At 67.4% G+C, this 26,050-nt stretch carries 23 protein-coding genes; 10 read left to right on the top strand and 13 right to left on the bottom strand.

From position 1 onward, the window contains the following. Positions 1–90 precede the first annotated feature (90 nt). From ACFWUR_RS14580 to ACFWUR_RS14560, 5 genes are all read left to right on the top strand, one after another. Positions 91–1,584: an amidase gene (locus ACFWUR_RS14580; protein WP_378906842.1), complete on the top strand. Its 1,494-nt coding sequence runs from the start codon at positions 91–93 to the stop codon at positions 1,582–1,584. 258 nt (positions 1,585–1,842) lie between these two features. Further along, on the top strand, positions 1,843–2,040 hold the full coding sequence (locus ACFWUR_RS14575; RefSeq protein WP_378906840.1) for a hypothetical protein: 198 nt from the start codon (positions 1,843–1,845) through the stop codon (positions 2,038–2,040). 325 nt (positions 2,041–2,365) lie between these two features. Continuing rightward, positions 2,366–3,583, top strand: a complete 1,218-nt coding sequence (locus ACFWUR_RS14570; protein ID WP_378906901.1) for a PP2C family protein-serine/threonine phosphatase — start codon at positions 2,366–2,368, stop codon at positions 3,581–3,583. A 38-nt stretch (positions 3,584–3,621) separates the two neighbouring features. Then, a complete protein-coding gene (locus ACFWUR_RS14565; RefSeq protein WP_378906899.1) occupies positions 3,622–5,202 on the top strand; it encodes a CHASE3 domain-containing protein in 1,581 nt (526 codons plus the stop codon). After that, positions 5,199–5,660 carry a response regulator gene (locus ACFWUR_RS14560; RefSeq protein WP_378906838.1) on the top strand — a complete coding sequence of 154 codons (462 nt, stop codon included), beginning with the start codon at positions 5,199–5,201 and terminating at the stop codon, positions 5,658–5,660. The genes ACFWUR_RS14565 and ACFWUR_RS14560 overlap by 4 nt, the downstream gene beginning before the upstream one ends. Here the strand turns inward: ACFWUR_RS14560 and ACFWUR_RS14555 are convergent. Further along, complete coding sequence (locus tag ACFWUR_RS14555) at positions 5,657–6,013, bottom strand: STAS domain-containing protein (RefSeq protein WP_378906836.1); 357 nt, start codon at positions 6,011–6,013, stop codon at positions 5,657–5,659. The genes ACFWUR_RS14560 and ACFWUR_RS14555 overlap by 4 nt on opposite strands. A gap of 286 nt (positions 6,014–6,299) precedes the next feature. Between ACFWUR_RS14555 and ACFWUR_RS14550 the strand changes: the two genes are divergently transcribed. Beyond that, positions 6,300–6,713 (top strand): ATP-binding protein, encoded by a 414-nt coding sequence (locus ACFWUR_RS14550; RefSeq protein WP_378906834.1) that lies wholly within the window; start codon positions 6,300–6,302, stop codon positions 6,711–6,713. A gap of 36 nt (positions 6,714–6,749) precedes the next feature. On the opposite strand, the gene ACFWUR_RS14545 is transcribed toward ACFWUR_RS14550, so the two are convergent. Continuing rightward, a complete protein-coding gene (locus ACFWUR_RS14545) occupies positions 6,750–7,694 on the bottom strand; it encodes a helix-turn-helix domain-containing protein (protein ID WP_378906832.1) in 945 nt (314 codons plus the stop codon). A 258-nt stretch (positions 7,695–7,952) separates the two neighbouring features. On the opposite strand from ACFWUR_RS14545, the gene ACFWUR_RS14540 reads away from it, so the two are divergent. Further along, positions 7,953–8,492, top strand: a complete 540-nt coding sequence (locus ACFWUR_RS14540; protein WP_378906830.1) for an anti-sigma factor antagonist — start codon at positions 7,953–7,955, stop codon at positions 8,490–8,492. An 82-nt stretch (positions 8,493–8,574) separates the two neighbouring features. Here the strand turns inward: ACFWUR_RS14540 and ACFWUR_RS14535 are convergent, their stop codons facing one another. After that, positions 8,575–8,991 (bottom strand): hypothetical protein, encoded by a 417-nt coding sequence (locus ACFWUR_RS14535; RefSeq protein ID WP_378906828.1) that lies wholly within the window; start codon positions 8,989–8,991, stop codon positions 8,575–8,577. Positions 8,992–9,304: 313 nt separating this feature from the next. On the opposite strand from ACFWUR_RS14535, the gene ACFWUR_RS14530 reads away from it, so the two are divergent. Then, the gene (locus tag ACFWUR_RS14530) at positions 9,305–9,673 is read left to right on the top strand and encodes a hypothetical protein (protein ID WP_378906826.1); all 369 of its coding nucleotides are present in this window, start codon (positions 9,305–9,307) and stop codon (positions 9,671–9,673) included. Positions 9,674–10,759: 1,086 nt separating this feature from the next. Here ACFWUR_RS14530 and ACFWUR_RS14525 read toward each other — a convergent pair. From ACFWUR_RS14525 to ACFWUR_RS14480, 10 genes are all read right to left on the bottom strand, one after another. Continuing rightward, positions 10,760–12,010 carry an MFS transporter gene (locus ACFWUR_RS14525; protein WP_378906825.1) on the bottom strand — a complete coding sequence of 417 codons (1,251 nt, stop codon included), beginning with the start codon at positions 12,008–12,010 and terminating at the stop codon, positions 10,760–10,762. A gap of 6 nt (positions 12,011–12,016) precedes the next feature. After that, on the bottom strand, positions 12,017–12,802 hold the full coding sequence (locus tag ACFWUR_RS14520) for an ABC transporter ATP-binding protein (RefSeq protein WP_378906824.1): 786 nt from the start codon (positions 12,800–12,802) through the stop codon (positions 12,017–12,019). Next, entirely contained in the window at positions 12,799–13,824 is a 1,026-nt protein-coding gene (locus tag ACFWUR_RS14515; RefSeq protein ID WP_378906822.1) for a FecCD family ABC transporter permease, read from the bottom strand. Before ACFWUR_RS14515 ends, ACFWUR_RS14520 begins: the two co-directional genes overlap by 4 nt. A gap of 38 nt (positions 13,825–13,862) precedes the next feature. Next, a complete protein-coding gene (locus ACFWUR_RS14510; RefSeq protein WP_378906820.1) occupies positions 13,863–14,912 on the bottom strand; it encodes an ABC transporter substrate-binding protein in 1,050 nt (349 codons plus the stop codon). 258 nt (positions 14,913–15,170) lie between these two features. Beyond that, complete coding sequence (gene katG / locus ACFWUR_RS14505; protein ID WP_378906818.1) at positions 15,171–17,402, bottom strand: catalase/peroxidase HPI; 2,232 nt, start codon at positions 17,400–17,402, stop codon at positions 15,171–15,173. Between the two features lie 58 nt (positions 17,403–17,460). After that, positions 17,461–17,880 (bottom strand): Fur family transcriptional regulator, encoded by a 420-nt coding sequence (locus ACFWUR_RS14500; RefSeq protein ID WP_378906897.1) that lies wholly within the window; start codon positions 17,878–17,880, stop codon positions 17,461–17,463. A gap of 228 nt (positions 17,881–18,108) precedes the next feature. Then, positions 18,109–19,890, bottom strand: coding sequence for a thiamine pyrophosphate-requiring protein (locus ACFWUR_RS14495; RefSeq protein WP_378906816.1), 1,782 nt, complete (start codon positions 19,888–19,890; stop codon positions 18,109–18,111). An 82-nt stretch (positions 19,891–19,972) separates the two neighbouring features. Then, positions 19,973–20,131, bottom strand: a complete 159-nt coding sequence (locus ACFWUR_RS14490) for a hypothetical protein (protein WP_378906814.1) — start codon at positions 20,129–20,131, stop codon at positions 19,973–19,975. A gap of 97 nt (positions 20,132–20,228) precedes the next feature. Further along, complete coding sequence (locus tag ACFWUR_RS14485; protein WP_378906812.1) at positions 20,229–20,783, bottom strand: type 1 glutamine amidotransferase domain-containing protein; 555 nt, start codon at positions 20,781–20,783, stop codon at positions 20,229–20,231. Between the two features lie 131 nt (positions 20,784–20,914). Then, positions 20,915–21,841, bottom strand: coding sequence for a helix-turn-helix transcriptional regulator (locus ACFWUR_RS14480; RefSeq protein WP_378906810.1), 927 nt, complete (start codon positions 21,839–21,841; stop codon positions 20,915–20,917). Positions 21,842–22,547: 706 nt separating this feature from the next. Between ACFWUR_RS14480 and ACFWUR_RS14475 the strand changes: the two genes are divergently transcribed. Both ACFWUR_RS14475 and ACFWUR_RS14470 read left to right on the top strand, forming a co-directional pair. Beyond that, positions 22,548–23,300 carry a hypothetical protein gene (locus ACFWUR_RS14475; RefSeq protein ID WP_378906808.1) on the top strand — a complete coding sequence of 251 codons (753 nt, stop codon included), beginning with the start codon at positions 22,548–22,550 and terminating at the stop codon, positions 23,298–23,300. A gap of 1,326 nt (positions 23,301–24,626) precedes the next feature. Next, positions 24,627–26,048, top strand: coding sequence for a family 2B encapsulin nanocompartment shell protein (locus ACFWUR_RS14470; RefSeq protein WP_378906806.1), 1,422 nt, complete (start codon positions 24,627–24,629; stop codon positions 26,046–26,048). The last annotated feature ends 2 nt before the right edge of the window (positions 26,049–26,050 follow it).

Raw genomic sequence — 26,050 nt, 5'->3', positions numbered from 1 at the left:
CGTAGTCGGCCCGATCGCACGTCGGAGATCGGCACAAATGCCGTACCAATCGGTTTGCCTAACCGATTGGTACGGCTATGATCGCGCGGTATGCGGATCGACGAATACCGGAGCTTCGACGCTCTGGGACTAGCTCACCTTGTCAAAGCTGGTGAGGTGACGGCCGACGAACTACTCGACGTCGCTCGGCGCCAGGCCGAAACGGCGAACGGCCGCCTCAACGCGATCATCCGATTCATGGACGCCGAGGCGGATCGTCGCGTCACCCAGGAACTGACCGGTCCTTTCGCGGGCGTGCCTTTTCTGATCAAAGACATCGCGCAGGACTACGCGGGCCTACCCACCAGCAACGGGTCTCGCTCGTTGGCGCGGATCCCGGCCCGCGAGCATTCGACGGTGGTGCGGAGATGGATCGATGCGGGCCTCGTCATCTTCGGCAAGACCAACACCCCCGAATTCGGCGCCAAAGGGGTCACCGAGCCCGAGCTGTTCGGACCCGCCCGCAACCCCTGGAATCTCCATCGGACGCCTGGCGGCTCGTCCGGGGGTTCGGCCGCGGCGGTGGCCGCCGGAATCGTGCCCGTGGCCGGAGCCAACGACGGCGGCGGTTCCATTCGCATCCCCGCCGCCTGTTGCGGACTCGTCGGCCTCAAGCCGGGGCGAGGACTGCTTCCCTCTGGGCCCGAGGTCGGCGAAGCCATGCACGGGGCTGCGGTCCAGGGTGTGGTGTCCCGCTCGGTGCGTGACACGGCCGCGATGCTCGATGTCCTCAAAGGCGGCGAACTCAGTGGTCCCTATCTTCCCGCCGTTCCGGCAGAGACATTCCTCTCGCAGGTCGGCGCCGACCCGGGGCGACTGAGAATCGGAGTCGGTGTTTCCTCGGCCATCAACTCCTCGCCTCATCCGGAGGCACGAGCGGCCGTCGACGCTACGGTCGAGGCGCTCACCGACTTACAGCACACCGTCGAGATCCTCGACGATCCACCGGTCGACGACCGAGCGTTGGCCCAGGACTTCCTGTCGACCTGGTTCACCTATTTGGCGTGGGAAGTCGCCGACGCCAAGCGCCGATCCGGTTGTGGCGAAGAAGGGTTCGAATTCGACACCCGCCTGATGGCCGCGCTGGGACGGGCCCACAGCAGCGTGGATTATGTCGATGCCGTCATGCGTCGCCATGATCACGCGCGGCGGCTGTCGACCTACTTCGACAGCTATGACCTGCTGTTGACACCGACGCTGGCAGACCTCCCGCCCCGAATCGGCTCGTTCGACACACAGCGGTCACTGCGCCTGGCCGGCGAGTTGCTTCTGAAGACGGGGACCGCGGGCTTGCTGCGGCATTCCGCACTGACCGATCAGCTCGTGCACAGCAACCTGAGTTGGATCCCGTACACGCAGTTGGCCAACGTGACGGGACGCCCAGCTCTGTCGCTGCCACTGCATTGGACCGCCGACAACATTCCGATGGGTGTGCAATTCACCGCGCAACTGGGCGGCGAAGCGATGCTGCTGCGCTTGGCGGCGCAACTCGAAGAGGCTGTGCCGTGGGCCAACCGACGCCCGCCCGAAATTCAGCAGTGCTGACCCAGGCGCATCCGCCGCGCCACCACCGAACACACGCCAACTCCATCGTTGGGCAACCGGATCCCCGAATCCGTCGTACGGGCCAGGCCCGGCGGCTCGACGAAAATATCCGTAACCGACTGCGGCGGTGACGGATGCCGTCGCGGCGAACCGACGAGACGGGGACGGATATCGCCATACCGGCGAGCCACCGGGCGACCGTGTCGGTGGCTGCCGCTACGCTCGGCATCACCGCAGCGTCCATTGCAGGGGGAACACATGACCGATTCACGCGCGACCACGTCCGGCAGTGCGCCGGAGCCTGCCGACCGGGCCGCCACCGATGCGACGACGTACACCGGGTCGCTGTTCAGTGCCGAACGACACGGAGACGACACGATAACGGCCCCGAATCCGGTCGTCGGCAACCAGTTTCCGACCTTCCTGGCCCCCGCCCATCCCGCCGTCTCCGACTGAGTGGGAGAGGGCCGGGCGTCCTGACAGCCCCCGCTCGATCTACCTACCCGGCACCGCGGGACCACGACAGGCGACCGGGCCCGCGGACAGGGGCGCTATTCCCGCGCGGGCATGAGTGTCGGTGTCATCGGATAGCATCCTCGGTACTACCTTTCGGTCCAGCAACCGGCCGTCGGAGTCAGTTTGCGCAATGGGCGCCTGTGATCGGAGGCTTTCGTGCACACCGTGGGTTTTGTGCTGTCCAGGTTGAGAGGGGCAGGTCTGGTGTGGGGCGAGCAGGCTTCTCTCGGCCGTGCCGACGGTGGTCGTGGTGCGCAGTGACGCGTTGAACGCCGAGCCCTTCGCCGTCGGGGCCGGTCCCGGTTCGCGACGCCAACTCCACATCCTGCTGGTCGAGGACGATCCCGGCGACGCCCTGCTGGTGGAGGAGATGGTCGCCGATCTGTCCCCGCAGCCGCGCCTGGATTGGGTGCGCACGCTGGCCGAGGCCGGCGCGCGCTTGCGCGCCGACGTCCCCGATTGTGTCCTGCTCGATCTGCATCTCCCCGACGCGCACGGGCTCGAGGCCTTGGCCGAGATCCGCGGTCAGAACGAGCAGGTCGCGGTCGTGGTGATGACCGGCCTCGACCAAGAGCGCACCGGGCTGTCCGCGCTGGCCTCCGGTGCGCAGGACTACCTGGTCAAGGGTCGGGTCGACCCGGAATTGTTCGGGCGCGCAGTGCGTTACGCGATCCAGCGCAAGCAGGCCGAGCGCACCAGCGCGGCGCTGCAAGCCAGCCAGATGCGCGCGCAGGAGAACTCCCGACTCGAACGCGGACTGCTGCCCACGCCCCTGTTGGGCGCCGACAGTGTGGTCGAGGTGGTGTCGCGATATCGACCCGGTCGCGACCACTCATTGCTCGGTGGCGACTTCTACGACGTGGTGCAGGACTCGACCGGCATCGTGCACGCCATCATCGGTGATGTCTCCGGCCATGGTCCCGATGCCGCGGCGACCGGAGTCGCCCTGCGGCTGGCGTGGCGCACGCTGGTGCTCAGCGGCGTCACCGGTGCCAGGCAGCTGAATCTGCTCGAGGAAGTACTGCTCGCCGAACGCGCCGACCAGCAAACCTTCGCCACCGCGACCAGCTTGGTACTCGACCCGGCGACACGACTGGTGGCGGTACGCCGCGCAGGTCACCCCGGCATGCTTCGGTGCACCGGAACCGGACCGAGCTGGGTAGAGGTACCGGGCGGGCCTGCCCTCGGCTTCGTCCCGGGCCACGCGCAATGGCCCGCGCACGACGTGCCCCTGGCAGACGACGCGGGATTGATGCTGTTCACCGATGGTCTGTTCGAAGGGCGCGTCGGCGACGGGAGCGCCCGACTCGGCGAAGACGGACTGTTCGAACTGGCACAGACACTGCCCGCCGAACAGCCCGAGGACTTCGTCGATGCGCTGATCGGGCAGGTCGCGGAACTTTCCTTGGCGGCAGGCGGTTTGGACGACGACGTGGCCATCCTGTACTTGCGATGGTCCGATGCGATGAGGCGGACGAAGTGACGACCAGAACACCGGTCCGGTCGGGGTTGATCGGCAAGATGACAGCACAGGGCTGGTTCCAGCTCGTGTTCGCGCTGATGATCCTGGTGGTGATCGTCGGCGCCGCCGCGGGCGCCCAGGTCATCTCCCACACCAGCCGGGTCACCGATCGGCTGCTCACGCAAACCCTGCCCGCTGCTACCGAAGCCCATCGTTTCCAGGCTGCGCTGCTGAATCAGGAGACCGGTATTCGCGGCTACGCCATCACCGGCGACTCGCAGTTCCTCGAGCCCTACGACCGCGGGCGGCAGGAGCAGACGCGCGCCGTGGAGCGCCTGCGAGAGCTGCTCGCCGACCATCCGGCGTTGCTCGCCGACCTCGCCGCGGTCGAACTCGCGGCCCAGCGGTGGCAGGCCGACGTCGCCAACCCGACGACCGGGGCGGTGACCTCGCGTGCGGGCACCAGTGTCGATGCGGCCTCCGGGGCGGTCCGCAGAAAATCGCTCTTCGACGATGTGCGCGAGAGTTTCGCGGTGCAGAACGACCATCTCGCCGCGGTTGTCGACCGCGACACCGATGAGCTGGCCCGGGCCCACACCACCCGCAATGTCGTGCTGACCGGCATCGTGGCGGTCTTCCTGCTCTCCGGGGTGCTTCTGACCGTTCTGGTGCGACGACTCGTGGTTCGGCCGTTGCGCTATCTCACCGAGTCGTCGCAGCGGGTGGCAGCGGGCGAGTTCGACGCGCACATCGAGGCGGTCGGTCCCTCCGACATCGCGCTGGTCTGCGAGGCGGTGGAGAACATGCGCCATCACATCGTCGCCGAGCTCGACTCCACGCGCGTCCAGGAGGCGGCCTTGCTGCAGCAGAAGGACGACCTCGACATCCAGGCCGAGGAACTGCGCCGATCCAACACAGAACTTGAGCAGTTCGCCTACGTCGCCTCCCATGACCTGCAGGAGCCGCTGCGCAAGGTGGCTTCGTTCTGCCAGTTGCTCGAAAAGCGCTACGGCGACCAGCTCGACGAGCGCGGCAAGCAGTACATCGATTTCGCTGTCGACGGCGCCAAGCGCATGCAGATCCTCATCAACGACCTGCTCACCTTCTCCCGGGTCGGCCGGATGTCGGAGGGCACCGAGCCGGTCGGCCTCGATCAGACGCTGGACGAGGCCGTGGCGGCCCTGTCGGCGACCATCGAGGAATCCGGGGCCGTGATCGAACGCCCGGAGGCGTTGCCGGAGCTCGTCGGGGAACCGACCCTGTTGACCATGCTGTGGCAGAACCTCATCGGCAACGCGATCAAATTCCGCACCCCAGGGCTGGCGCCGGTGGTTCGGGTGGAGTGCACGCCCAGCGCCGACGACGCCCAGGAATGGCAGTTGTCGGTGTCGGACAACGGGATCGGCGTAGCGGCCGAATTCGCGGAGAAGGTCTTCGTCATCTTCCAACGTCTGCATCCGCGAGATGCCTACGGCGGCACCGGCATCGGACTGGCCGTGTGCAAGAAGATCGTGGAGTTCCACGGCGGCCGGATCTGGCTCGACACCGACTATCGTGACGGTACCCGCCTGTGCTTCACCCTGCGGGCCGCCGCGCCCGCCGTCCCCGCCTTGCCCATCGAGAACGAGGTATCCGCATGACCGATCCCGGCCAGCCGGTCGACATCCTGCTCGTCGAGGACGACCCCGGCGACGAACTGATGACGCGGGAAGCCTTCGAGGACAACAAGATCGGTAACACGCTGCACGTGGTCAGGGACGGGCAGGAGGCGCTGGACTTCATCTACCGCACCGGTGCGTACGCCGACGCTCCACGCCCCGATCTGATTCTGCTGGATCTGAACCTGCCCAAATACGACGGCAGGCAGGTGCTGGAGAAGATCAAGGCCGACCCGGACCTGGCGCACATCCCCGTGGTCGTGCTCACCACCTCGGCGGCCGAGGAAGACATTCTGCGCAGCTACAAACTGCACGCCAACGCCTACGTCACCAAACCGGTGGATCTTGACCAGTTCATCGCCGCGATCAGGCAGATCGACGAGTTCTTCGTCCAGGTCGTGCGGCTCCCGCGAATGCGGGAGCCGCGCCCTCGGACCTAGTGCGCGTTCGGCTCGGCGGCGATCGCCGCCTCCAGGGTGCCGTAGACGGCCAGCAGTTTGTCCAGCCCGGTCAGTTCGATCGGCCGGGCCACCTCACGGGAGGCGACCACCCGCAGCTGGTAGGGCGCTGCCTTGGAGACGACCAGCAAAGCGCTGAGCCCGGCCGAGCCGAGGAAGCCGACCTCGGTCATGTCGACCACGAGCGTCCGGCCGCCCTGCTGTGCCTTTTCCAGCACCGCCTGCAACTGGGGCGCCGAGGCCATGTCCACTTCACCGCGCACGGTGAGGATTTCGAATTCGTCCTGCGCACGTACCTGTACGTCGAGGTCTCGGAAGCTGCCTTCGACAGTCACCGGAGGTCTCCTCGGTCGCGATTCGCCACTTTTCCACCTCTTACCTCTAGCTTCGCCGAGTCGGCGAATCTTGCGAGCGATTCTTGCCCCCGCAATTTACCTCATCCCCTCAGGTCGCAAACTGTTGCGCGGCACCGGGTACCCTGGCTCGAACGTGTCCGCCGGGTCGGGGTGAGAGGGCCTTGTCACGCTCGGGGTCGGTATATCCGTGGACCGCATGGGTACTGCCAGAACGTGGGAGTTCTCGCGGATCCGTTCGACGTCGGGATGAAAAGGGAGGCATCAGGTGACGACGCACCCGTCTCGGCAGGAGAACATGGTGAAACCGTTCGAGGTGGATTTCGCGGCAGATGCCGCGCGGTTGGCCGACGTGCGCCACGCGCTACAGGCGTGGCTCGACGAGGTGCCTGTCGACCCGAACGAGGCATACGACATAGTTCTCGCCGTCGGTGAGGCATGTACCAACGCCGTCGAGCACGGACATCGTGGCGACGGCGGCACGATTCGTCTGTCCGCCGCCCTCACCGAAACCGACGTTCACATCGTCGTGTCCGACGGTGGCCGCTGGGTCGTCCCCGCTCCGGACACCGATCAGGCACGCGGGCGGGGGATGGGCATCATGCGCGCGCTCAGCAGCGAATTCGAGGTCAGCACTTCGGCGGCGGGCACGGTCGTCGTCATGCGGTTCGCCAGGGTGTGAACAAGCTCGGACCGCGTCCGCGTCAGCGGTGACCGATCACCCGCGGAGGGTCTGCCGTGGTGGCCGCCCGTAGGCGCGGCGGTAGGCCGTGGCGAAGCGGCCGGGATGGGTGAAGCCCCAGCGGTAGGCGATCGTGGCGACGGTCTGACCGTCACCCGGCAGCGCGGCGCCGAGCTGCTCGTGTGCTGCGGCCAGGCGCAGCCGCTGCAGGTACTCGAGCGGGGTCGTGTCCAGATGACGGCGGAAGGCCAGCTGTAGCGCGCGCGGGGTGACGAAGGTTGCCGCCGCTACATCGGTGATCGCGATTCTGTCGCCCAGATGCGACTCCATATACGCGATGGCTCGGCGCACGGTGTCGGGATGGGCGTCGTGGCGATCGGTGGCGTCGGGCTCGTGCTCGGCCGTCGTCGGCATGGTGGTCAGCACCGTCGCGGCGAGATAGTCCGACGCCGTCGCGACGGTGAGTGGGCTGTTCGCTGCATCGGGGTCCGAGGCGATCTGCTGCAGGTGAGCGACCACGCGGCGCAGCCGGTGCCCGGCTGTGGTGCTGACCGGCCGGTGCCCGCTCAGACGTACACGCTCTTCGCCGGCGCCGGTGGCGACTCGGTTCAGGATCGCGGGGTCGAACATGGTGGCGTCGAAGCGGCTGGTCCTGATGACACCCGAGTAGGGCAGGTCGTGTGGAGTGAGCATGCCCGTCTGTCCCGGAACGAAGGTATCGGGGCCGAAATCGTGATAGATCTCCTCGATCTGCCCACTATGGATGGTCACCAGACAGACCCGGCCCAGCGGGTCGGCGTCGTAGGCCATGTCGAAGCCCATGTCGAGCTGGTCGAAGTTGATCGGGCCGAGCACCTCTCGGCGGATCCGGGTACGCACCTCGCGTGGGCCGTCATTTCCGATCTGCATGCGGGTGTAGGCACTGTTGAGGAACTCCTCGGTCACGGCCAGATCGCCGCTTTCGAAATCCAGACTCTGCACGACGCACCCTCCTCAGACACGCAATGTTCGGCACTGCCGGAGCAGCGCTCCGGTTTACCGCGCCAGCATGCTACCGGCTGCGGGACCGGCGACGCACCCGCCGTGACGACCTCCGGAGCATCGCGTGTCGCAGGCGCTCCCCGGCCACCGAGACGAAATGCGAAACAAGGGTGATCGCCGATCGGGACCGATAGCGAACAACTGGGCGCCGGGGCCACGACGAGGTACGGCGGTGGCGGGGCCGCATGCTGGAATATGGTGACCAGCTCGATCTTGAGCACACAGGACCGCTGGCAGCGCACTGAACCGTCGGTGCCGAAGAAACGAGTCCTGTTGAACCATCGCCACGACGAAACCCGCCGCTCGCCCGCAGCCGAAGACCCGGCTGCCGATCTCTGCCGTCGTTTGGGTGCCGTCGTGGAATCCGCAGGACAGGTTGTCGTGCTGCGTGCTCGCGGGGAGGTCGACGCCTATACCCTCCCGCGCTGGCGGAACCTGCTCGATTCCGCCGCGGCCGAGACCGCCGTCGGTGGCCATCTCGTCGTCGACCTGGGTCAGGTCATGTTCCTGTCGGTGCGCGCTGTCATGGCCCTCGCCGACCTGGCTCAGCATCTGAGTCGGCACGGCATCGCGACGTACCTCGTCGCCGCCCGCACCGCCCCGACCATCGCGCACGTCCTCGACCTCGCCGGGATGACCGAGTGGCTCTCGATCCACCGGGACCTCACCAGTGCTCTCGCCGCCGCGGACCACCGAATCGACCCCGACGACACCACCGCAGTACCGGAGTCCGACTAGCACGATGCGACCTCGCCGCTGGTGCTGTGGCGCCGGTTCCGCAATGTCGGCAGCACGTTCTCGGTAGTGGGCGCTCGTGAAATCAGAAACCGACGAGTCCCGAAGCGAGATCCTCGGTGCCGAGGATCTGGGTGATCTGTTCGCGGGCGTCGGGGCAGCGCTCGCGAGCGACCGCGTCGATCGCGTCGCGATGGCGGGCGATGGAGACGTTGATCGCGCCGTGGCGCAGCGCCCAGGTGTGGACGGCGCCGTTGAACTTCACCCGGGCCATGGCGCTGCCCTCCTGCCGCCAGTTGTCGACATCGGCACGCATCATCTCGCACAACTGCTCACCGGCGGCTGGATCGATCACCGGCGCATCGGCGGGGGCGGGGTCTGCGCCGGGGCCGCGCGGCTCGGTCGTCGTGGCACAGGCGACGACACCGGCCGACACGAGAGCACCCACCATCGCGACGCGGCCCCATCTGTGGACGCGACGGCGCGTTCTTCTCCTGAACATGGGCTCTCCTTCAGCTGAAAACACAATCTGTCTCACTGTCGAATGCCCGCGTCTTCCGGACTGAATCGGCTGTCGCGCTACGAAACAGGTTGCTGTGACCGCGATTACGGGCAGTGTCCGCGAATTGTGCGATTGCGATGCAGATACGGCGGACGGCGACCGGAATGTGCACGGTGGGGCTTCCTGCACCGCATTATCGAGTCGCTCAGCTGATCGTTTGCATTTCCCCTCGTGGGTAGTCCGATGACGTAAGGACAACACGGGGGATGCGAGGAGTAGAAGAATGAGCACCACCAGTGTAATCGTGACAATTGTGGTCGCGGTCGTGGTCGTCATTGTGCTTGCTGCCGTCATTCGTGCATTGATGCGTAATCGGCGTGAACATCGACGGGTCGAGGCCGCCGGAATCCGGGACCGGGCGGCGGAACAAGAGCTCGAGGTCGGACAGCGAGAGGCGCGGGCGGAGGAGATCGCCGCCCGGAGTCGCGCGGCGCAGGCCGAGGCCGACGCCAAAGCCGCGCATGCCGATCAGCTCGCCCAGCAGGCTCAGGCGCATCACAGTGATGCGGCCGAATCGCGAGCCGACCTGGACAAGGAATGGGAGCGCGCGGAACGGGTCGACCCCGATAGGAAGGCGGGTCAGGTCAACGAAGATCCTGAGCGGCCCACACGCGGCAGCTGAGGTCTGAACCTGCAAACACGGCAGTGGGGACGGCCTGGACGCGGCTGACGTCGATTCGTCGGTCGCCTGAAGGTGGGTGCCGGTTCGAAGCTGTCGAATCGCAGTGGGGTGCTGCGATGTTGTGTTGTGGAGCGGCCGTGGGGGAGCGGGTGCTCGATCCGGTTCTATCAGCGAGTTCCGGGCGCGTGAAAAGTGTTGTCGCCGAGCGCTGTACGCGGGTCGTCGTTAAGCGATCGTCAAGGTTTCGTTAGCGACTACCGCACAGGATGTTCTTGTCGAACAACACAAAGGGGACTCAGTTGAAAACAGCAATTTCCGCCGGCATGATCGCCGCGATCGGCCTGCTGGGAGTCGGCGCGGCGGCCACAGTGACGCCCGCAAGCTCGCAGTCGACGGTTGTCGCTGCTCCCTCCGGTTCGCTGGGCGGCGGCGGGGGCGGGGGCTCATCGGCGGAGGATTCTCGTTGCAGGAACGGCGGGCCGTGCGATGCCTCCGGTCAGATGGGGCGGGACCAGGTGCCTACACCTGGCGGCCGGGGTAGTGGCGGGGGCAGCACCGGGAGCCGGTAGCCGACAACGAGAACACGCGGGGGTCACCGACGCGAAATCATTCAGGTGCGGGAATATGGCGTACGTAGTGGACCTGTCCACTACGTACGCCATATCTGCGTATTGCGCTGTCGGGCAGGCGACCCCGAGCGCGGGCATGCGAAAGAGCCGTGCACAAAATACTTCGTGCATCACACGGCCGCTCTACGATCTCTCTCGTGACGCTCGATCCGCCGATCTCGCCGATTACACCGATCGCGTCCTCGACGCAGCTCTCCCACGCTGGTTCTCCGACGTCGAACGCGTCGCAGTTCCTCCGAAACACCTTTGGTATCAGCGTTTCTCGACAGACTGGACACCCGCGGACGCCGCTGCCCAACAGCCTTCGACCGGCGGGTCCGCTCCGGTCGACAGCCGCAGTTCCTCGACATCTTGGATATCCTGCGGATCACCGGCCGCGTCCATGTCGAGCGATCTCCGGGGTCGCATCCGGTTGCGCGCCAAGGTATTTCACGGCCCTACGCCGGTCGAAACGGGCCTACCATCGTCCAGGCCGCAGCACGAGCGCGCCGGCGAGAAGTGCTACGGCGACGGCACACCACGGTGCGGCGCTACCCCAGCCCGTGCTGGGCATCAGGTCGACCAGGACGCCGGTGAGCACCGAGCCGACCAGCACACCGAGTCCGCCGATGGAGGCGAGCAGGCCGTAGTACGACCCGAGACGGCGTTCGGAGGCGATGCGCCCGACCAGGTCCCGGGCGACCGGGACGACGATCATCTGGCCGAGGGCCAGCAGCAGGACGAACACGGCGGCCGGGATCAGTCCGGGTACACCGTGCAGGCGCGCAGGGGCGAGCAGCGCCATCAGCCCGAACGCGGCGGCCATCACCGTCAGACCGGCGGGCAGGGCCGCGGCGGTGCGCGCCCGGCGGGTGATGGGCAGCTGGGCGACAACGACGAACAGCGAGGACAGGGCGAAATACCAGCCCAGCGGTGCCTGCGACCCCCACGCGCGCTCGACCTCCAGCGGCAGCAGCAGATACATCTGGTTGTACGCGACCAACTGCGAGCTCATCGCCACGGCGAACAGCAGGAAGGTCTTGTTCGCGGCCACTTCCCGCCAGCCGTCGAGCCAGGTTCCGGTGGCGTGGGCGCCGGGTCGTGCGGGCAGCCACCGCAGGTGGGCCGTCAGGATCGCGACGAAGACCGCGGCCGCGACCAGACACGCGACCGAGAAATCGGCCATCAGCAGGACCGATCCAAGCAGCGGGCCGGTGAAGGCACCCACCTGGCCGAAGGCCGAGAACAGCGCGAAAGCATCCGTGCGCGACAGCCCACCGTCGGTGGCACTGCCCGCGGCGGTGGCGAGCGCGCTCTCGACCGCCGGGGAGAACAGGGCCCCCGCGAATCCGATCAGAACGGTCGCCGCCACGATCCCGGGCACCGAGGTGAAGTAGGCCAACCCGACGAAGCCGAGGATCCGGCACCCGCACCCGGTGACGACCACCGGCTTCACGCCCCACCGATCCGCGAGTGAGCCGCCGACGAAGAACAGTCCCTGCTGGGCGAAGGTCCGCAGCCCGAGCACCGCGCCGACGAACGCCGCCCGCAGCCCGAGGTCCTCCGACAGGTACACCGACAAGTAGGGCAGCACCATGAAGAAGCCCACGTTGAACGCGAGTTGGGTGAGCACGAGCAGCCGGACCACCGCGGTCGCCGCTGCCAGGTTCGCCAGCAGCGACCACCGGCCGACGAAGGGTCGTCGGGTGCGGGGTGCGGTGTCGGGCACGTCGTCTCAGCGCACGGGAACGGGAATCGGTCCCGGCTCGAACAGGATGGACAGCCGCCCCTTGGCCTCGTCGACGAGCACCTCGGCCCGGACGTTGTAGACCTGGGCGATCAGCTCGGAGGTGAGGACATCGGTGGGCGGTCCGCCCGCCACGACCCGGCCCTCCTTCAACACGATCACCGTGTCGCAGAACATGGCGGCGAGGTTGAGGTCGTGCAGCGCGATCACGCTGGTGACCGGCAGCCGGGTGACCAGGGCGAGCAATTCCAGCTGATGATGGATGTCGAGATGGTTGGTCGGTTCGTCGAGCAGCAGTTCGCGGGGTTGCTGCGCCAGGGCTCGGGCGATCTGCACGCGCTGCTTCTCCCCACCGGAGAGTCGATGCCAGAGCCGGTCCGCTTTCGAGGTGAGGCCGGTGTGCTCGAGCGCGGCCGCCACCGCGGCGTCGTCGGCGGACTGGTTGCCGCCGAACGTGCCACGGTGCGGGATGCGTCCGAGGCGCACGACATCGCGGACGGTGATGTCGACGTCGGTGTCGGCGTGCTGGCTCACCACGGCCACCGCGCGGGCGATCTCCCTGCGCTTGGTGGTCGCGAGATCGGTGCCGTCGAGGGTCACCACGCCCGAGGTCGGTCGCACCACACCGTTGAGCAGGCGAAGCAGCGACGACTTGCCCGACCCGTTCGGACCGAGCAGGCCCACGGTTTCGCCCTGCGACGGCGTCACCGTGACCCCGTCGACGACGAGCGCGCCACCCCGGTTCCAGGTGACAGCATCTGCGTGCAGGGTCACTGCGCACTCCTTCGCCGGGACAGGATGACGATGAACGCGGGGACACCGACCAGGGCGGTGCCGACACCCACCGGCAACGGGGTTGGTGCGAAGGCGACGCGCGAGCCCGCGTCGACCCACACCATGAACACCGCGCCCAGCAATGCCGTCGCGGGAATCAGCCGACTGTGCCGGGGACCGACGAGGAAGCGCGCCACGTGCGGGAGCACGAGTCCGACGAACCCGATCGCGCCGGCGACACTGACCAGGGTCGCGGTGATCAGCGCCGTGACCAGCAGGAGCATGAGCCGGACCTTCCCGACCGCGATGCCGAGCGAGGCCGCGACATCGTCGCCGAACGAGAAGGCGTCGAGCACATAGGCGAAGTACAGGCACACCGCCGTCCCGAGCAACACCACCACCGCGCACAGCACGACGTCGTCCCAGCGCACGCCTTCGAGCGAACCGAGCAGCCAGAACATCACGCCGCGGGTTTCGTCGGAATCGGCGAAGGCGAAGATGACGAACGAGGTGAGCGCCGAGAACAACTGCGTGCTCGCGACACCGGCGAGGATGACCCGGTCGTTGCTGCCGCCGGACATCCGGGCGAGCAGCAACACCAACCCGAACGCGACCAGCGAGCCGATGAACGCACCGCCGGACAGGCCGATCGCGGCCCCGCCGACACCGAGCACCCCGACGATCACGGCGCCGGTCGACGCCCCGGAGGAGATGCCGAGGACGAACGGGTCCGCGAGCGGGTTGCGCAGCAACGACTGCATGATCACACCGCAGATGCCGAGTCCGGCGCCGCACGCGGCGGCCACCAGCGCGCGGGGCAGACGTTCCTCCCAGACGATGGCGTTCTTCGACACACGCACCGGCACGTCGGTGAGCCCGAGGTGATTGAGCAGCACATCGCGGACGTTCACCAGGGAGACGTCCGCGGGGCCGAGGGTGACCGCGACGAGGATGGACAACGCGAGCGCGACGGTCCCGCCGACGACGATCAGCGACGCGATGACCCATGGCCGCCGCCGCATCGGTGCGGCGGCGGCCTCGGCGCGGTCGCGCAGGGCGGTCAGTTCGGCACCTTCACGTCGCGAAGGCCCGCGGCGACCTTCTCCAGGCCGTCGACGGCGCGGATCGACGGGTTCATCTCCGCACCGCGCAGCGCGATGTATCGCCGGGCGCGGACGGCGTCGAGGTTGCGTGTCACCGGATCGGATTCGAGGAAGGCGATCTTGTCGGCCAGCAGGTCGCCGGGGAAACGGTTGCGCAGGAGGTCGCCGAGGACGAGCACGTCGGGGTTGCGTTCCACCATGGTCTCCCAGCCGACCGCGGGCCAGTCGTCGGTCAGATCCGAGAACACGTTGGTGGCGCCGACCGTGGTGGCGAGCAGGCTCGCCGATCCCAGACCGCCCGCCACGTACGGGCTCTTGGTGTCGGCGAACCAGAACGCCATCGACACCTCGGACTTCTCGATGCCCGCGATCGCAGCGGCCTCGCGGGCGCGCAGTTCGTCGACGAGCTGCGCACCGCGACGCGGCACGTCGAACACGGTGGCCAGCTCGCCGATCTCCTGATACAGCGCCTCCATCGTCAGCGGCGTGGTGCGCTTGGCACCGCCGTTGATGCTGACGCCGTTCTCGCAGTCGGTGGGCGAGAGGTAGGAGTCGATGCCGGTCTCGGCGAAGCGGGCGCGCTCGGCCACCCCGCCCTGCTTGAAGTGTCTGCCGAACGACGCGGTGACGAAGTCCGGGTCGGCGTCGAGGACGACCTCGTAGGTCGGTGCGTTGTCCGCGAGCCGGGGCACGGATCTGTTCGCCTCCGCCAGGGTCTCGCGAATCGGATCCGTCCAGGAGGCGGTGCCCACCACGCGGTCACCGAGACCCAGCGACAGCAGGATCTCGGTGGAGCCCTGGTCCAGCGACACCACTCGACGCGGTGCGGCGTCGAGGGTGACCTTCTGGCCGCAGTTGTCGAGGGTGAGCGGGTAGCTCGTGCTGCTCTCGCCGCCGCCCGCGGCGCCGGTGTCGTCGACCTGCTCGGATTGCCCACAGGCGACGAGCGCACTCGCCAACGCGGCGGTGACGCACACGAGGCTGATCCGGCCCACGGAAATCTTCATGCTCGTCAGTGCTTTCTGCTCGTCCGGTGGATGGCTGTCGCCCCGCTCGATCGCGCTTGGCCATCGACCACACTCGCACCGGAGACGCACTGGCAACGTAGCAGAAGTAAACCTAACCTAATTAACTGGTGCTATTTCTCGGCTATCGGTCGCCGACAGTGTGCGACAGCACATCCGATGCCGCACCCGTCGATCGAGGGCAGGCCTTGTGACGGATCGAGCCCGGCCGACCAGTCGGTCGACCGGGCTCGAGACAGCTCAGCGCAGGTCGAACCGGTCGTTGTCGACCACCTTGACCCAGGCGGCGATGAAGTCGTCGACGAACTTCGCGCCCGCGTCCTTCTGCGCGTACACCTCGGCCACCGAGCGCAGCACCGAATGCGAGCCGAAGACGAGGTCGTTGGCCGTGGCCGTCCATCGCTTCTCGCCGGAACGCCGGTCGAGACCGTCGAAGACGTTCTCCGAAGACTCCGAAACCTGCCACTCGGTGTTCTGATCCAGCAGATTCACGAAGAAGTCGTTCGACAGAACGCCCACCCGGTCGGTGAAGACGCCGTGCGCGCTGCCGCCGAAGTTGGCGCCGAGCGCGCGCAGCCCGCCGATCAGCACCGTCAGTTGCGGCGCGGTCACGTCGAGCATGTACGCGCGGTCGAGCAGCAGACGCTCGAGCGGAGCCTTCTCGCCGGGACGCACGTAGTTGCGGAACCCGTCGGCCCGCGGTTCGAGCACGTCGAAGGTGTCCACATCGGTGTTGTCCTGCGACGTGTCGGTGCGCCCGGGCGAGAACGGCACGGCGACCTCGTAACCGGCGTCGGCGGCGGCCTTCTCGACCGCCGCCGAACCGGCCAGGATGATCAGGTCGGCCAAGGACACCCGCTTGCCGCCCGTGGCCGAGGCGTTGAAGTCCTGCTGGATCCGCTCGAGGACCTGCAGCACCGTCGCCAGTTCGGCCGGCTCGTTGACCTCCCAGCTGCGCTGGGGTTCGAGCCGGATCCGGGCGCCGTTCGCGCCACCGCGTTTGTCGGTGCTGCGGAAGCTCGCCGCCGACGCCCACGCCGTCTTGACCAGTTGCGAGATCGACAGGCCGGATTCGAGGACGGTGTTCTTCAGCGCGGCGATGTCCTGCGCGTCGACCAGCGGGTGGTCGACGGCGGGCACCGGGTCCTGCCACAGCTGAGTCTCGGGAACCCAGGGGCCGAGATAGCGACTGACGGGTCCCATGTCGCGGTGCAGCAGTTTGTACCAGGCCTTCGCGAACGCCTCGGACAGCTCCTGCGGGTGGTCGAGCCAGCGGCGGGTGATCTCGGCGTAGATCGGGTCTTCACGCAGGGCCAGGTCGGTGGTCAGCATCGTCGGGGTGCGCGCGGGACCACCGAAAGGATCAGGGATCAGGCCTTCGCCCGCACCGTCTTTCGGCTTCCACTGCCAGGCTCCGGCCGGGCTCTTGGTGAGCTCCCACTCGAAACCGTAGAGGTTCTGCAAAAAGCCGTTGCTCCACTTGGTCGGGGTGGCGGTCCACACGACTTCCAAGCCGCTGGTGATCGCGTCCTTGCCCTTGCCCGTGCCGTAGCCGCTCTTCCAGCCCAGACCCTGCTGCTGCAACGGGGCGGCTTCGGGCTCGGGGCCGACCAGGCTCGGATCACCCGCGCCGTGGGTCTTGCCGAAACTGTGACCGCCGACGATCAGGGCGGCGGTCTCCTCGTCGTTCATCGCCATGCGTCCGAAGGTCTCGCGGATATCGCGTGCCGCGGCCACGGGATCGGGCCTGCCGTTGGGCCCTTCCGGATTCACGTAGATCAGGCCCATCTGGACCGCGCCCAGCGGTCCCGACAGCTCACGCTCACCGCTGTAGCGTTCGTCGCCGAGCCAGGTGTCCTCCGGCCCCCAGAACATCTCCTCGGGTTCCCAGATATCGGGACGGCCGAAGCCGAAGCCGAAGGTCTGGAATCCCATCGACTCGAGGGCCACGTTGCCGGTGAACACGAGCAGGTCGGCCCAGGAGATCTTGTTGCCGTACTTCTGCTTGACCGGCCACAGGAGCCGACGGGCCTTGTCGAGGTTGGCGTTGTCGGGCCAGCTGTTGAGCGGGGCGAAACGCTGCGCGCCCTGGCCACCACCGCCGCGTCCGTCGGCGATGCGATAGGTGCCCGCCGCGTGCCAGCTCATCCGGATGAACAGACCGCCGTAGTTGCCGTAGTCGGCGGGCCACCAGTCCTGCGAATCGGTCAGCACGGCGGCGATGTCGGCTTTGAGGGCTTCGACGTCGAGCTGGGCGAATTCGGCGGCGTAGTCGAAGTCCTCGCCCAGCGGGTTGGACTTCGACGAGTGCGCGTGCAACACCGAGACATCGATCTGTTCCGGCCACCAGTCCTTGTTGGTGTGGGGGCGCTGGTCGGTCTTCGGCGTGGGCGAGGGGATCGCCGGGTTCTCGCTCTCGCTGGTGCTGTGAGTATCGGTGTCAGGAGCAGGCGGGCGGCTATCGGAGGTCACGATATTCCTTCCTGGACGGGTCTAACGGACTGCGAGCGGCATCGTGTTCGGTGGGCGTTCAGGTCGCGCAATCGGGGCACAGGCCCCAGTAGATGACTTCGGCTTCGTCGATCGCGAAGCCTAGGTTGTCGGAGGCGGTCAGGCAGGGCGCTTCGCCGACTTGGCAGTCGACATCGCCGATCAACCCGCACGCCCGGCAGATGAGGTGATGGTGGTTGTCGCCGACTCGGGTCTCGTAGCGGGCCAGCAGGCCGCGAGGCTGGATGCATCGGAGCAGGCCGGCGGCAGTGAGCGTGCGCAAGGAATCGTAGACGGCCTGGTGCGACACCACCGACAACCGGGACCGCACGGCACGGATGATCGACTCCGTGTCGGCATGCGGGTGGTCATGAACCACGCGCAGCACGGCGACCCGCGGTGCCGTCACGCGCACCGAGACTCCCCGCAGCATTTTCTGGAACTCCACGTCTGTGGGCACGTTCGCAGTTTTCCTCGTTTTCTGGAAACAGACAACTATTCGCCGGACGGCGCGTGTATTCGCTACCGATGCGCCCTGCGAAAGTGCACGGAAAAGCCGGCAGCGGAACGGCTCGGGAATTTCATCGAACGAATACCGAAGATCCACCGAATTGTGCGCTATCGCACTGTAATCGGCGCCTTCGGCAGCTCGGCACCCGGTGTCGTGTGCGCTCGATGCGGTCGGTGATCAAGGCCGAAATTCCTGGGCCTTGCTTTTCACGCCCTGCACCAGCAGGTGCCACGCTCCCGGATCGCCCTGCAGGACGGCGCGGCCCATGTCCTTGATCTGCTCGAAGGTCGCGTGCGGGGGGATGGGCGGCACCTCGGGATCGCAGTGGATGTCGAGCAGTATCGGGCGGTCCGCGGCGAAGGCGCGATCCCAGGCGGCGCCGATGTCGTCGGAGTTGTCGACAGTGATCGCCTCGACGCCCGTACAGCGAGCGATATCAGCGTAGGAGACGTCCGGAAGTGTCTGCGACTCTTCGAATTTCGGTGCCCCGCCCATGCCGCGCAGTTCCCAGGTGACCTGATTGAGGTCGTTGTTGTGGAAGACGCACACGACCAGCCGCTGATCGGCCCACAGATCCTGGTAGCGACGGATCGTCATCAGCTCGTTGAGGCCGTTCATCTGCATCGCACCGTCGCCGACCAAGGCGATCACCGGGCGGTCCGGGTGCGCGAACTTGGCGCCGATGGCGTAGGGAACGCCGACGCCCATACTGGCCAGTGTGCCCGACAGCGAGCCGCGCATGGCGCCGCGCATGCGCAGGCAGCGGGCGTACCAGTTGGTGGACGAGCCCGAATCCGCGGTGATGATCGCGTTGTCCGGAATGCGCTGGGACAGCTCCCACACCACCCGCATCGGGTTGGCGGGCTCGGCGCCGAGCATGCACTGGTGTTCCAACGTCTGCCACCAGTGCCGCACGTTCTGCTCGACGGTGTCGCGCCAGGCACGGTCGTCCTGGCGTCGCAGCAGCGGGATGAGTGCGCGCAGTGTGGTTTTCGCGTCACCGACCAGGTTCACCTCGGTCGGATAGCGCATCCCGATCAGCGCGCCGTCCACGTCGATCTGTACGGCCCTGGCCTGATCGAGTTCGGGCAGGAACTGGCTGTAGGGGAAGTTGGAGCCGACGATCAGCAGGGTGTCGCAGTCGCGCATCAGCTCATAGCTCGCCCGGGTGCCGAGCAGCCCGATCGCACCGGTGACGAACGGCAGGTCGTCGGGGAGCACATCCTTGCCCAGCAGCGCCTTGGCGATGCCCGCGCCGCGCAACTCGGCGACCTCGGACACCTCGTCGGCCGCTCCGCGCGCACCCTGGCCGATGAGCACGGCGAGCTTGGTTCCGGCATTGATCACCTCCGCCGCTCGCTCGATCTCCGCGTGCGAGGGGACCGAGGTGCTCCACGAGCGGCTCGGCGGGCTGGACGGTACCTGTTTGAATGCGTGCGCGGGTGGCTCGTAGGGCTGTTCCTGCAGGTCCGCGGGGATGATCACCGCGGTCGGCGCGCGGCGGGTCAGGGCGGTGCGGATCGCCCGATCCAGTGCGTTGGGCAGTTGGTTGGCGACATTGACCTCCACGAGGTAGTCCGAGGCCACATCCTTGAACAGCGACTGCAGGTCCACTTCCTGCTGGTAGCTGCCACCCATCGCGCTGCGAGCGGTCTGTCCGACGATGGCGACCACGGGCACATGATCGAGCTTGGCGTCGTAGAGGCCGTTGAGCAGGTGGATCGCGCCCGGGCCCGAGGTGGCCGTACACACGCCGACCTTGCCGCTGAACTTCGCGTAACCGGTGGCCTGGAAGGCCGACATCTCCTCGTGCCTGCTCTGCACGAACCGTGGGGAGTTCTCGGCTCGCCCGAACGCGGCGATCAGGCCGTTGATGCCGTCGCCGGGATATCCGAACACCTGCTCGACATCCCATTCGCGCAACCGCGCGAGAACGTAGTCCGCAACCTGCATCGACATGAATCCCTCTTTCGGGCCGTCTGGGCGGTGAGCCGGGCACCGGTTCGCGCCTGGCAGCCGCCGCGCCTGCGTGTCCTGTGGTCTACCCTTCTCGATTTCCGCTGTCGGATGATTGCTCATCGGACTGGGCCTGCGCTTCGGACAATTCGTCGCGAAGCCGCTGGGCCGTTGCTTCGTCGCCGGCGTCGCCGGCCGTGGTGATGTCCTGCCGCAATTGAGCGATGATGTCCTGCGAGACCATGGGTTCTCCTTCGGCTGGAATCAATGCGGTAGCCGGTGTATGGACCGGCAGTTACGGCGTACCGCGGTAAGCGGTTCCCAAACAGCGCTGCTCGCGGTCAGTGTTTGCCCTCGGCGAACTCTTCGACGATCTTCGCGCAGAAGGCGGGTAGATCGGACGGGTTGCGGCTCGACACCAGGCCGTTGTCGGTGACGACTTCTCGGTCGACCACCGTGCCACCCGCATTGCGGATATCGGTGCGCACACTGGGATAGGACGTGAGGGTGCGTCCGCGCACCGCGTCGGCTTCGACGAGGATCCACGGCCCGTGGCAGATCACGCCGATCGGCTTGCCGGTGGCGGCGAACTCCTTGACGAAGCCGACCGCGGCGGGGTTCTGGCGCAGCTTGTCGGGGTTGGTGGTGCCGCCGGGGAGCAGCAGCGCGTCGAAATCGTCGGGGCCGACCTCGGAGACCACCTGGTCCACGGTGAAGGTGTCGCCCTTCTCGACGTCGTGGTTCATGGCCTGGATGGTGCCCGATTCGAGCGAGAGCAGCGTGGTGGTGGCGCCTGCGTCTTCGACGGCCGAGCGTGGCTGGACGAGTTCGACCTGTTCGACTCCGTCCGTGGCCAGGATGGCGACGCGCTTTCCGGTCAGCGTGGCGTTGGGCATAGGACCTCCTCGAGAACGTTCTCCACAAGGGGTGTGGTCGTGAGAAGACCGGGCACCCCCCCGGCTTTTCCGGGTGATGCTGTCCGCATACCCGGTGTGAGGCAGAGAAACATTCTCGGACAGCCCGGCGGTCACCGGGCGGCGAGGGACTCCCGGCGGCGCGCGGTGCGGTAGGCAGCGGGGGTTACCCCGTACTTGGCGCGGAACGCCCGTGAGAGCTGGTCGACCGTGCGGAAACCGCAGCTGTCGGCGATGTCGCGCAGGCTGCGGGTGCCGTCGCCGAGGGCGCTCGCCGCGGCGGCCAGTCTGCGGGTGCGGATGAGCCGCCCCACGGACAGGCCCTGGAGTTCGAACGCCCGGAACAGGGTTCGCCTGCTCACGTGCAACCGGACCGCGACCGCATCCGGATTCACCGCTGGATCGGCGAAATTCCGGTCGATGAAGTCCGCCGCGCGGCGACGTAGCACATCCTCGGCGGTCAGTTCCTTGGTCGCATCCGTGAGATCGCGTTCGAGCAGCGCCACGACCGCCGCGCGGAACAGGATCTCGTCGATTCGAGCGACGATACGCAGATGGTCGGGACTCGTTGCGCCACAAGCGATATCACGCGCGAACAACAGTGCCGAAACCGCTGCCCGCGACAGCGTCCACGACCAGCCGCCCGCCGCGGCGGCGTCCAGGCCCCACGCGGTCAGCGAATCCACCGGGAGGTAGAGGTACAGCACGTCGGTGGCCGGGGTTTCACATCGCGCGAGTGCCGACCGGAACGGACTGTCGAGGCACACCGCGAATGCCTCGCCTGCCACCGCGGTGGACCGGTGGCCCCGCTGCTCGAGTGTGGCTTGTCCGGCCAGCACCAAACCCAGTTGGAGGTACTGGCTGTAGTGATCGTCCTCGGCGCCGGTACCGCGCTCGGCCGTGATGTCCGAGGATCGCAGCCGGGCGAGCAGCACCGACCCGGTGCTCGAGGTCCACAGCGTGGCGGCGAAATCCTCTCGGGCGTGCAGCCGACATCCGAACGCCACCCGGTGCAGATCACGCGACCCACGCAAGATCACACCTCGAGCATCGGCCGGGCCCGGTCGTTCCAGCGGGCAGGTGGTTCCCGGCCGCATCAATTCGCCCGCCGATTGCCCCAACCCGAACAAATCGGACTTCTCTGGCGCTGAGTCCTCCGGATCGACCGCTGTCGGGTCGGAGCGCCGCCCTTCGCGCTCCGACCGTCGTACGGCCCCGATCCTGTGCGCGTCCGCATCGCCGTGCATATCCCACCTCCGCGCAGGGGTGCCGCAGTCGTCGGAAAACGGGGGAGGGCGCGGGGTCCGCCACCGGTTTCCCGCGCCTGTCGATAACTGAGTCGCTCTCGAAAGGCCAAGGATAACAGCGCAATTCGACGGCGTGGTACGGGTGGGTGCATCTCGCGTCGCCGCGTCGACGACACTCGCATTCCGTGCCAGGTTCGCCGGGATGTCGTGCCAGGACCGACGGTGAGAACCGTGCGGTCGACTGTCGCGGAAGGCTGGCCCCGCCTGCCGATTCCGGTCATCCGGCAGGCGTCGTGGAGCTCAACCGACGGTTTGCTTGATCATTGCGATCCCTGTGCGAGCGGCCTAATCGCGAGATCGCTGGCCCCCTTTGCTATTTCGCGGTCGACGGTCACGAGATTGCGCATCGTGTCCTCCCTTTCCTCCGCGGTGGTCAACAGGCTCTCAGTGATCTTCGGCGCGCATCTGCGCCCCCTCGACGACGAAGGACTACCGAGACATGCTGTGGGAAGCACTGCTGTGGGTGATCGTGGCCGCGGGACTGGCCGGGAGCGCCGCCTACTTGCTGCGCAGGCGCGGCAACGGCCGCGACGGCGAAGCCACCAACGAGTCGGTCGGACAGGTGTTCACCCTCGTCGGCGGACTGCAGGTGGTCTTGGCGTCGTTTCTGCTCATCGGCGTGCTCGACACCAACGCGGGTGCGGCGAAAGCCGCATCGGAGGAAGCGGACCGATTGCTCGCCCTCCAGTGGGCGGGCGACGCGTTGCCGGAACCGGCTCGCGGCACCATCACCAGTGCTGTGCACGCCTACACCGGCGAGGTGATCGAGGTCGAGTGGCCCGCCATGACCTCCGGTGCCGAAGTCGACAACAGTGCGTGGAACCAACTGTCGGCGGTGCGCACCAGCATTGCCGCCAGCTCCGCCACGGACGAATGGCAGCGTTCGCGCCAGATCGCGGCGGCCGAACGGTTGTGGGAGGTCTACGAGGCCCGCCAGGCCAGGGTCGAGGCCGCGGGCAGCGCGTTGTCACCGATGATGTGGGTGGCGCTGGCGCTCGGTGCGGTCCTGTCGGTGGGTTTGTCGTTGCTGTTCGCAGGCACCAGCGCGCGCGTTCATGTTGTCGTGGTGGCCAGTTTCGCCGCTGTGGTGACCTTCATGATCTTCACCATTTTCGAGCTGCAGAACCCCTACGGCCGGGCGGCCGCGATCACACCGGCGGCCTTCGACGCGGTACTGGCGCAACTGACGTGAAAAGGCCGTTGCGAATGGGGTTCTGGGCGACTCTGTTGGCGGGAGCAGGCCTGTTGGTGCCCGGGTCGGTCGGTGCTGTTCCCGGGGTGTTCGCCGTGCCCGGCGGGCAGGCAGGGGGTGCGACCCGAGACCCGCGACCGTCGATCTTCCTGGCGGGCACGCCCGCACCGGCCATTTCGACGCCGATGCTCACCTCGGTCCAGCCACCGAGCGGTGCCGTACCCCGAGGCACGCCGCGCCTCGCCCCGCCGACCACGGCCCCGGAGGTGCCCCCGGGTACGCCCCGGCCGCAGCCCGGCATCACGACCGGACCGGTGGCGCCCGAGATCCCTCGATCGGTGCCTCGGCTCGAGGAACCGGAGACTCCGGGCACCGTGGGTCCGTTCGCGGAGCCAGGTCTCCCAGGGCTGGGCGGAGGCCTCGATGGGCCGGAGATCAACACGCCGACAACGACATTCGAGAGACCGGCGGTTCCTCCGTTCATGCGGCCGGAAATACCCGTTCCTGATCACTCCTACGAGGCGCCGGCCGATCCAGCGCCGGTGCCGCCCCCCGGGGAACTGAGGTTGCCCGCTCCGGCCCGCCCGTTCGACGGACCGAAAATTCCTGTTCCGGCGCCGCCCCTCCCGCTCCCGCGGCCTGCTCCGGCGCCGTTCCCGCTCCCCTCGCCGGTCCCGGCCCCGGTGCCCCCGGTCCCGTCGCCCGCACCGGCACCGCCACCGGTGACACCGCTGCCCACCCCCGAACCATCACCTGCGCGAGAACCACCTCCGCCGCCGAGCGTGCCGGTCGGCCCCGCACCGATTCCGCTGGCGCCGCCCGCGGTGCCGCCGCCGAGCCGGCCGGCACCGGTCTTGCCATCGGCGAAGTTCCTTTCGCCGCCCGCGAAGGAGCCGGAAGCGGTGGTCGCCCAACCTGTGGTGGTCGAACAGCGGCGCTGGGCGCTCACCGCTCTACTGCTGGTCATCGGGAGCGCGGGTGCTGCCACGGCGGCGAGTCGACGCTCATGAGCCGCGCAGTCCGCACTCGCCGCGGAAGCGCGGTTGCGTGACCGAGCTCCCCGCGATGGTCGCAGCAATCAGCAGGCACTCCCGCGACGGTGCCGAGAGTTCTCAGTGATGGCGTTTCCGCTTCCCCGGGAACTGCGAACAGCGATGAAATATACAGGCGCACAACACTATTCATTCCATTCGCCTCCGCGGATGGCTCAATGTCCACTACCATCGCTACTGCAGCAATCGTTAGCCGGGGGATAACCGATTCGTTCGTCTCCCGTGGTGCGTCATCTCGTTTCTCCCATGTCTCTCTCGAAGCAAGGAAGAACTCATGACCGAACTGGCTGAACCGTTCTCTGGAACCACCACCGCCGCGCAGCTGAGCCTCAGCACTGTGGCAGCGCGAAATCTGGCGACCACCACCAAATCCGTGCCCCAGATGCAGGGCATCACCTCGCGATGGCTGTTGAAATTGCTGCCCTGGGTGCAGGCCGACGGTGGTGTATACCGCGTCAACCGTCGCCTCACCTACACCGTCGGTGACGGCTTGATCACCTGCTACGACACCGCGGGTCATGCCCGGGTACTCGCACCCGATCTGCGTGAGCTGCGCTATCTGCGTGACTACTCCGACGATGCTGCCCTGCAAGCGGTTTCGGACTGTTTCGTCGAACGGCAGTACGAGCCCGGCGACATCATCGCCGAAGCCGGTCAGCCGGCCGAAGAGCTGGTGGTGCTCGCCCACGGTAAGGCCGACAAGCTCGGCACCGGTGCCTACGGTGAGGCGACCGTTCTCGAGATCATGACCGACGGCCGCTTCTTCGGTGAGCGGATCCTCGGTGCCGATGTCGAGCCGTGGGACTTCACCGTCAAGGCTGTCACCGCGTGCACCTGCCTGGTCCTCACCGACCGCGCTCTGGCCGAGGTCAGCGCGCGGATCGAAGGACTGCGCGAGCACGTGCGGATGGCCCGTCTCGACGACGCGGATGCCGATCAGCGGGCCAACCCCCACGGCGAGAGTTCGATCGCGCTCGCCTCCGGGCACGAGGGTGAGCCGCAGCTGCAAGGCACGTTCGTCGACTACGAACTGTCCCCTCGTGAATACGAGTTGAGCATCGCGCAGACGGTGCTGCGGGTCCACAGCCGGGTCGCCGACCTCTACAACAAGCCGATGGACCAGATCGAACAGCAGCTGCGCCTGACCATCGAGGCACTGCGCGAACGCCAGGAAGACGAGATGGTCAACAATCGCGACTTCGGGCTGCTGCACAACGCCGCACCGCAACAGCGGATCAGCACCCGCAACGGCGCGCCGACACCGGACGACATGGACGAATTGCTCGCCCTGGTCTGGAAGGAACCCGCGTTCTTCCTGGCCAACCCGAAGGCCATCGCCGCCTTCGGCGCCGAATGCAGCCGTCGCGGTATCTACCCGGCCGGCACCGAGCTGAACGGGCATCGGGTGCCGTCGTGGCGCGGGGTGCCGATCCTGCCGTGCAACAAGATCGGCACCTCGGCCAGCCGAACCACATCGATCATGTTGATGCGCACCGGTGAGGCGGCCCAGGGTGTGATCGGCCTGCGACAGACCGGGATTCCCGACGAGTACGAGCCCGGACTGAATGTGCGCTTCATGGGCATCGACGACAAAGCGATCATCTCCTACCTGGTCAGCACCTACTACTCGGGCGCCGTACTGGTGCCCGACGCCCTCGCGATCCTGGAGAACGTGCAGCTCGGCGCTGAGGGCTGACG

Source organism: Nocardia sp. NPDC058633 (assembly GCF_042717045.1).
GTDB lineage: Bacteria > Actinomycetota > Actinomycetes > Mycobacteriales > Mycobacteriaceae > Nocardia.
The sequence above is the reverse complement of the archived record's forward strand: the minus strand, read 5'-3'. Positions and strand labels throughout refer to the sequence as shown.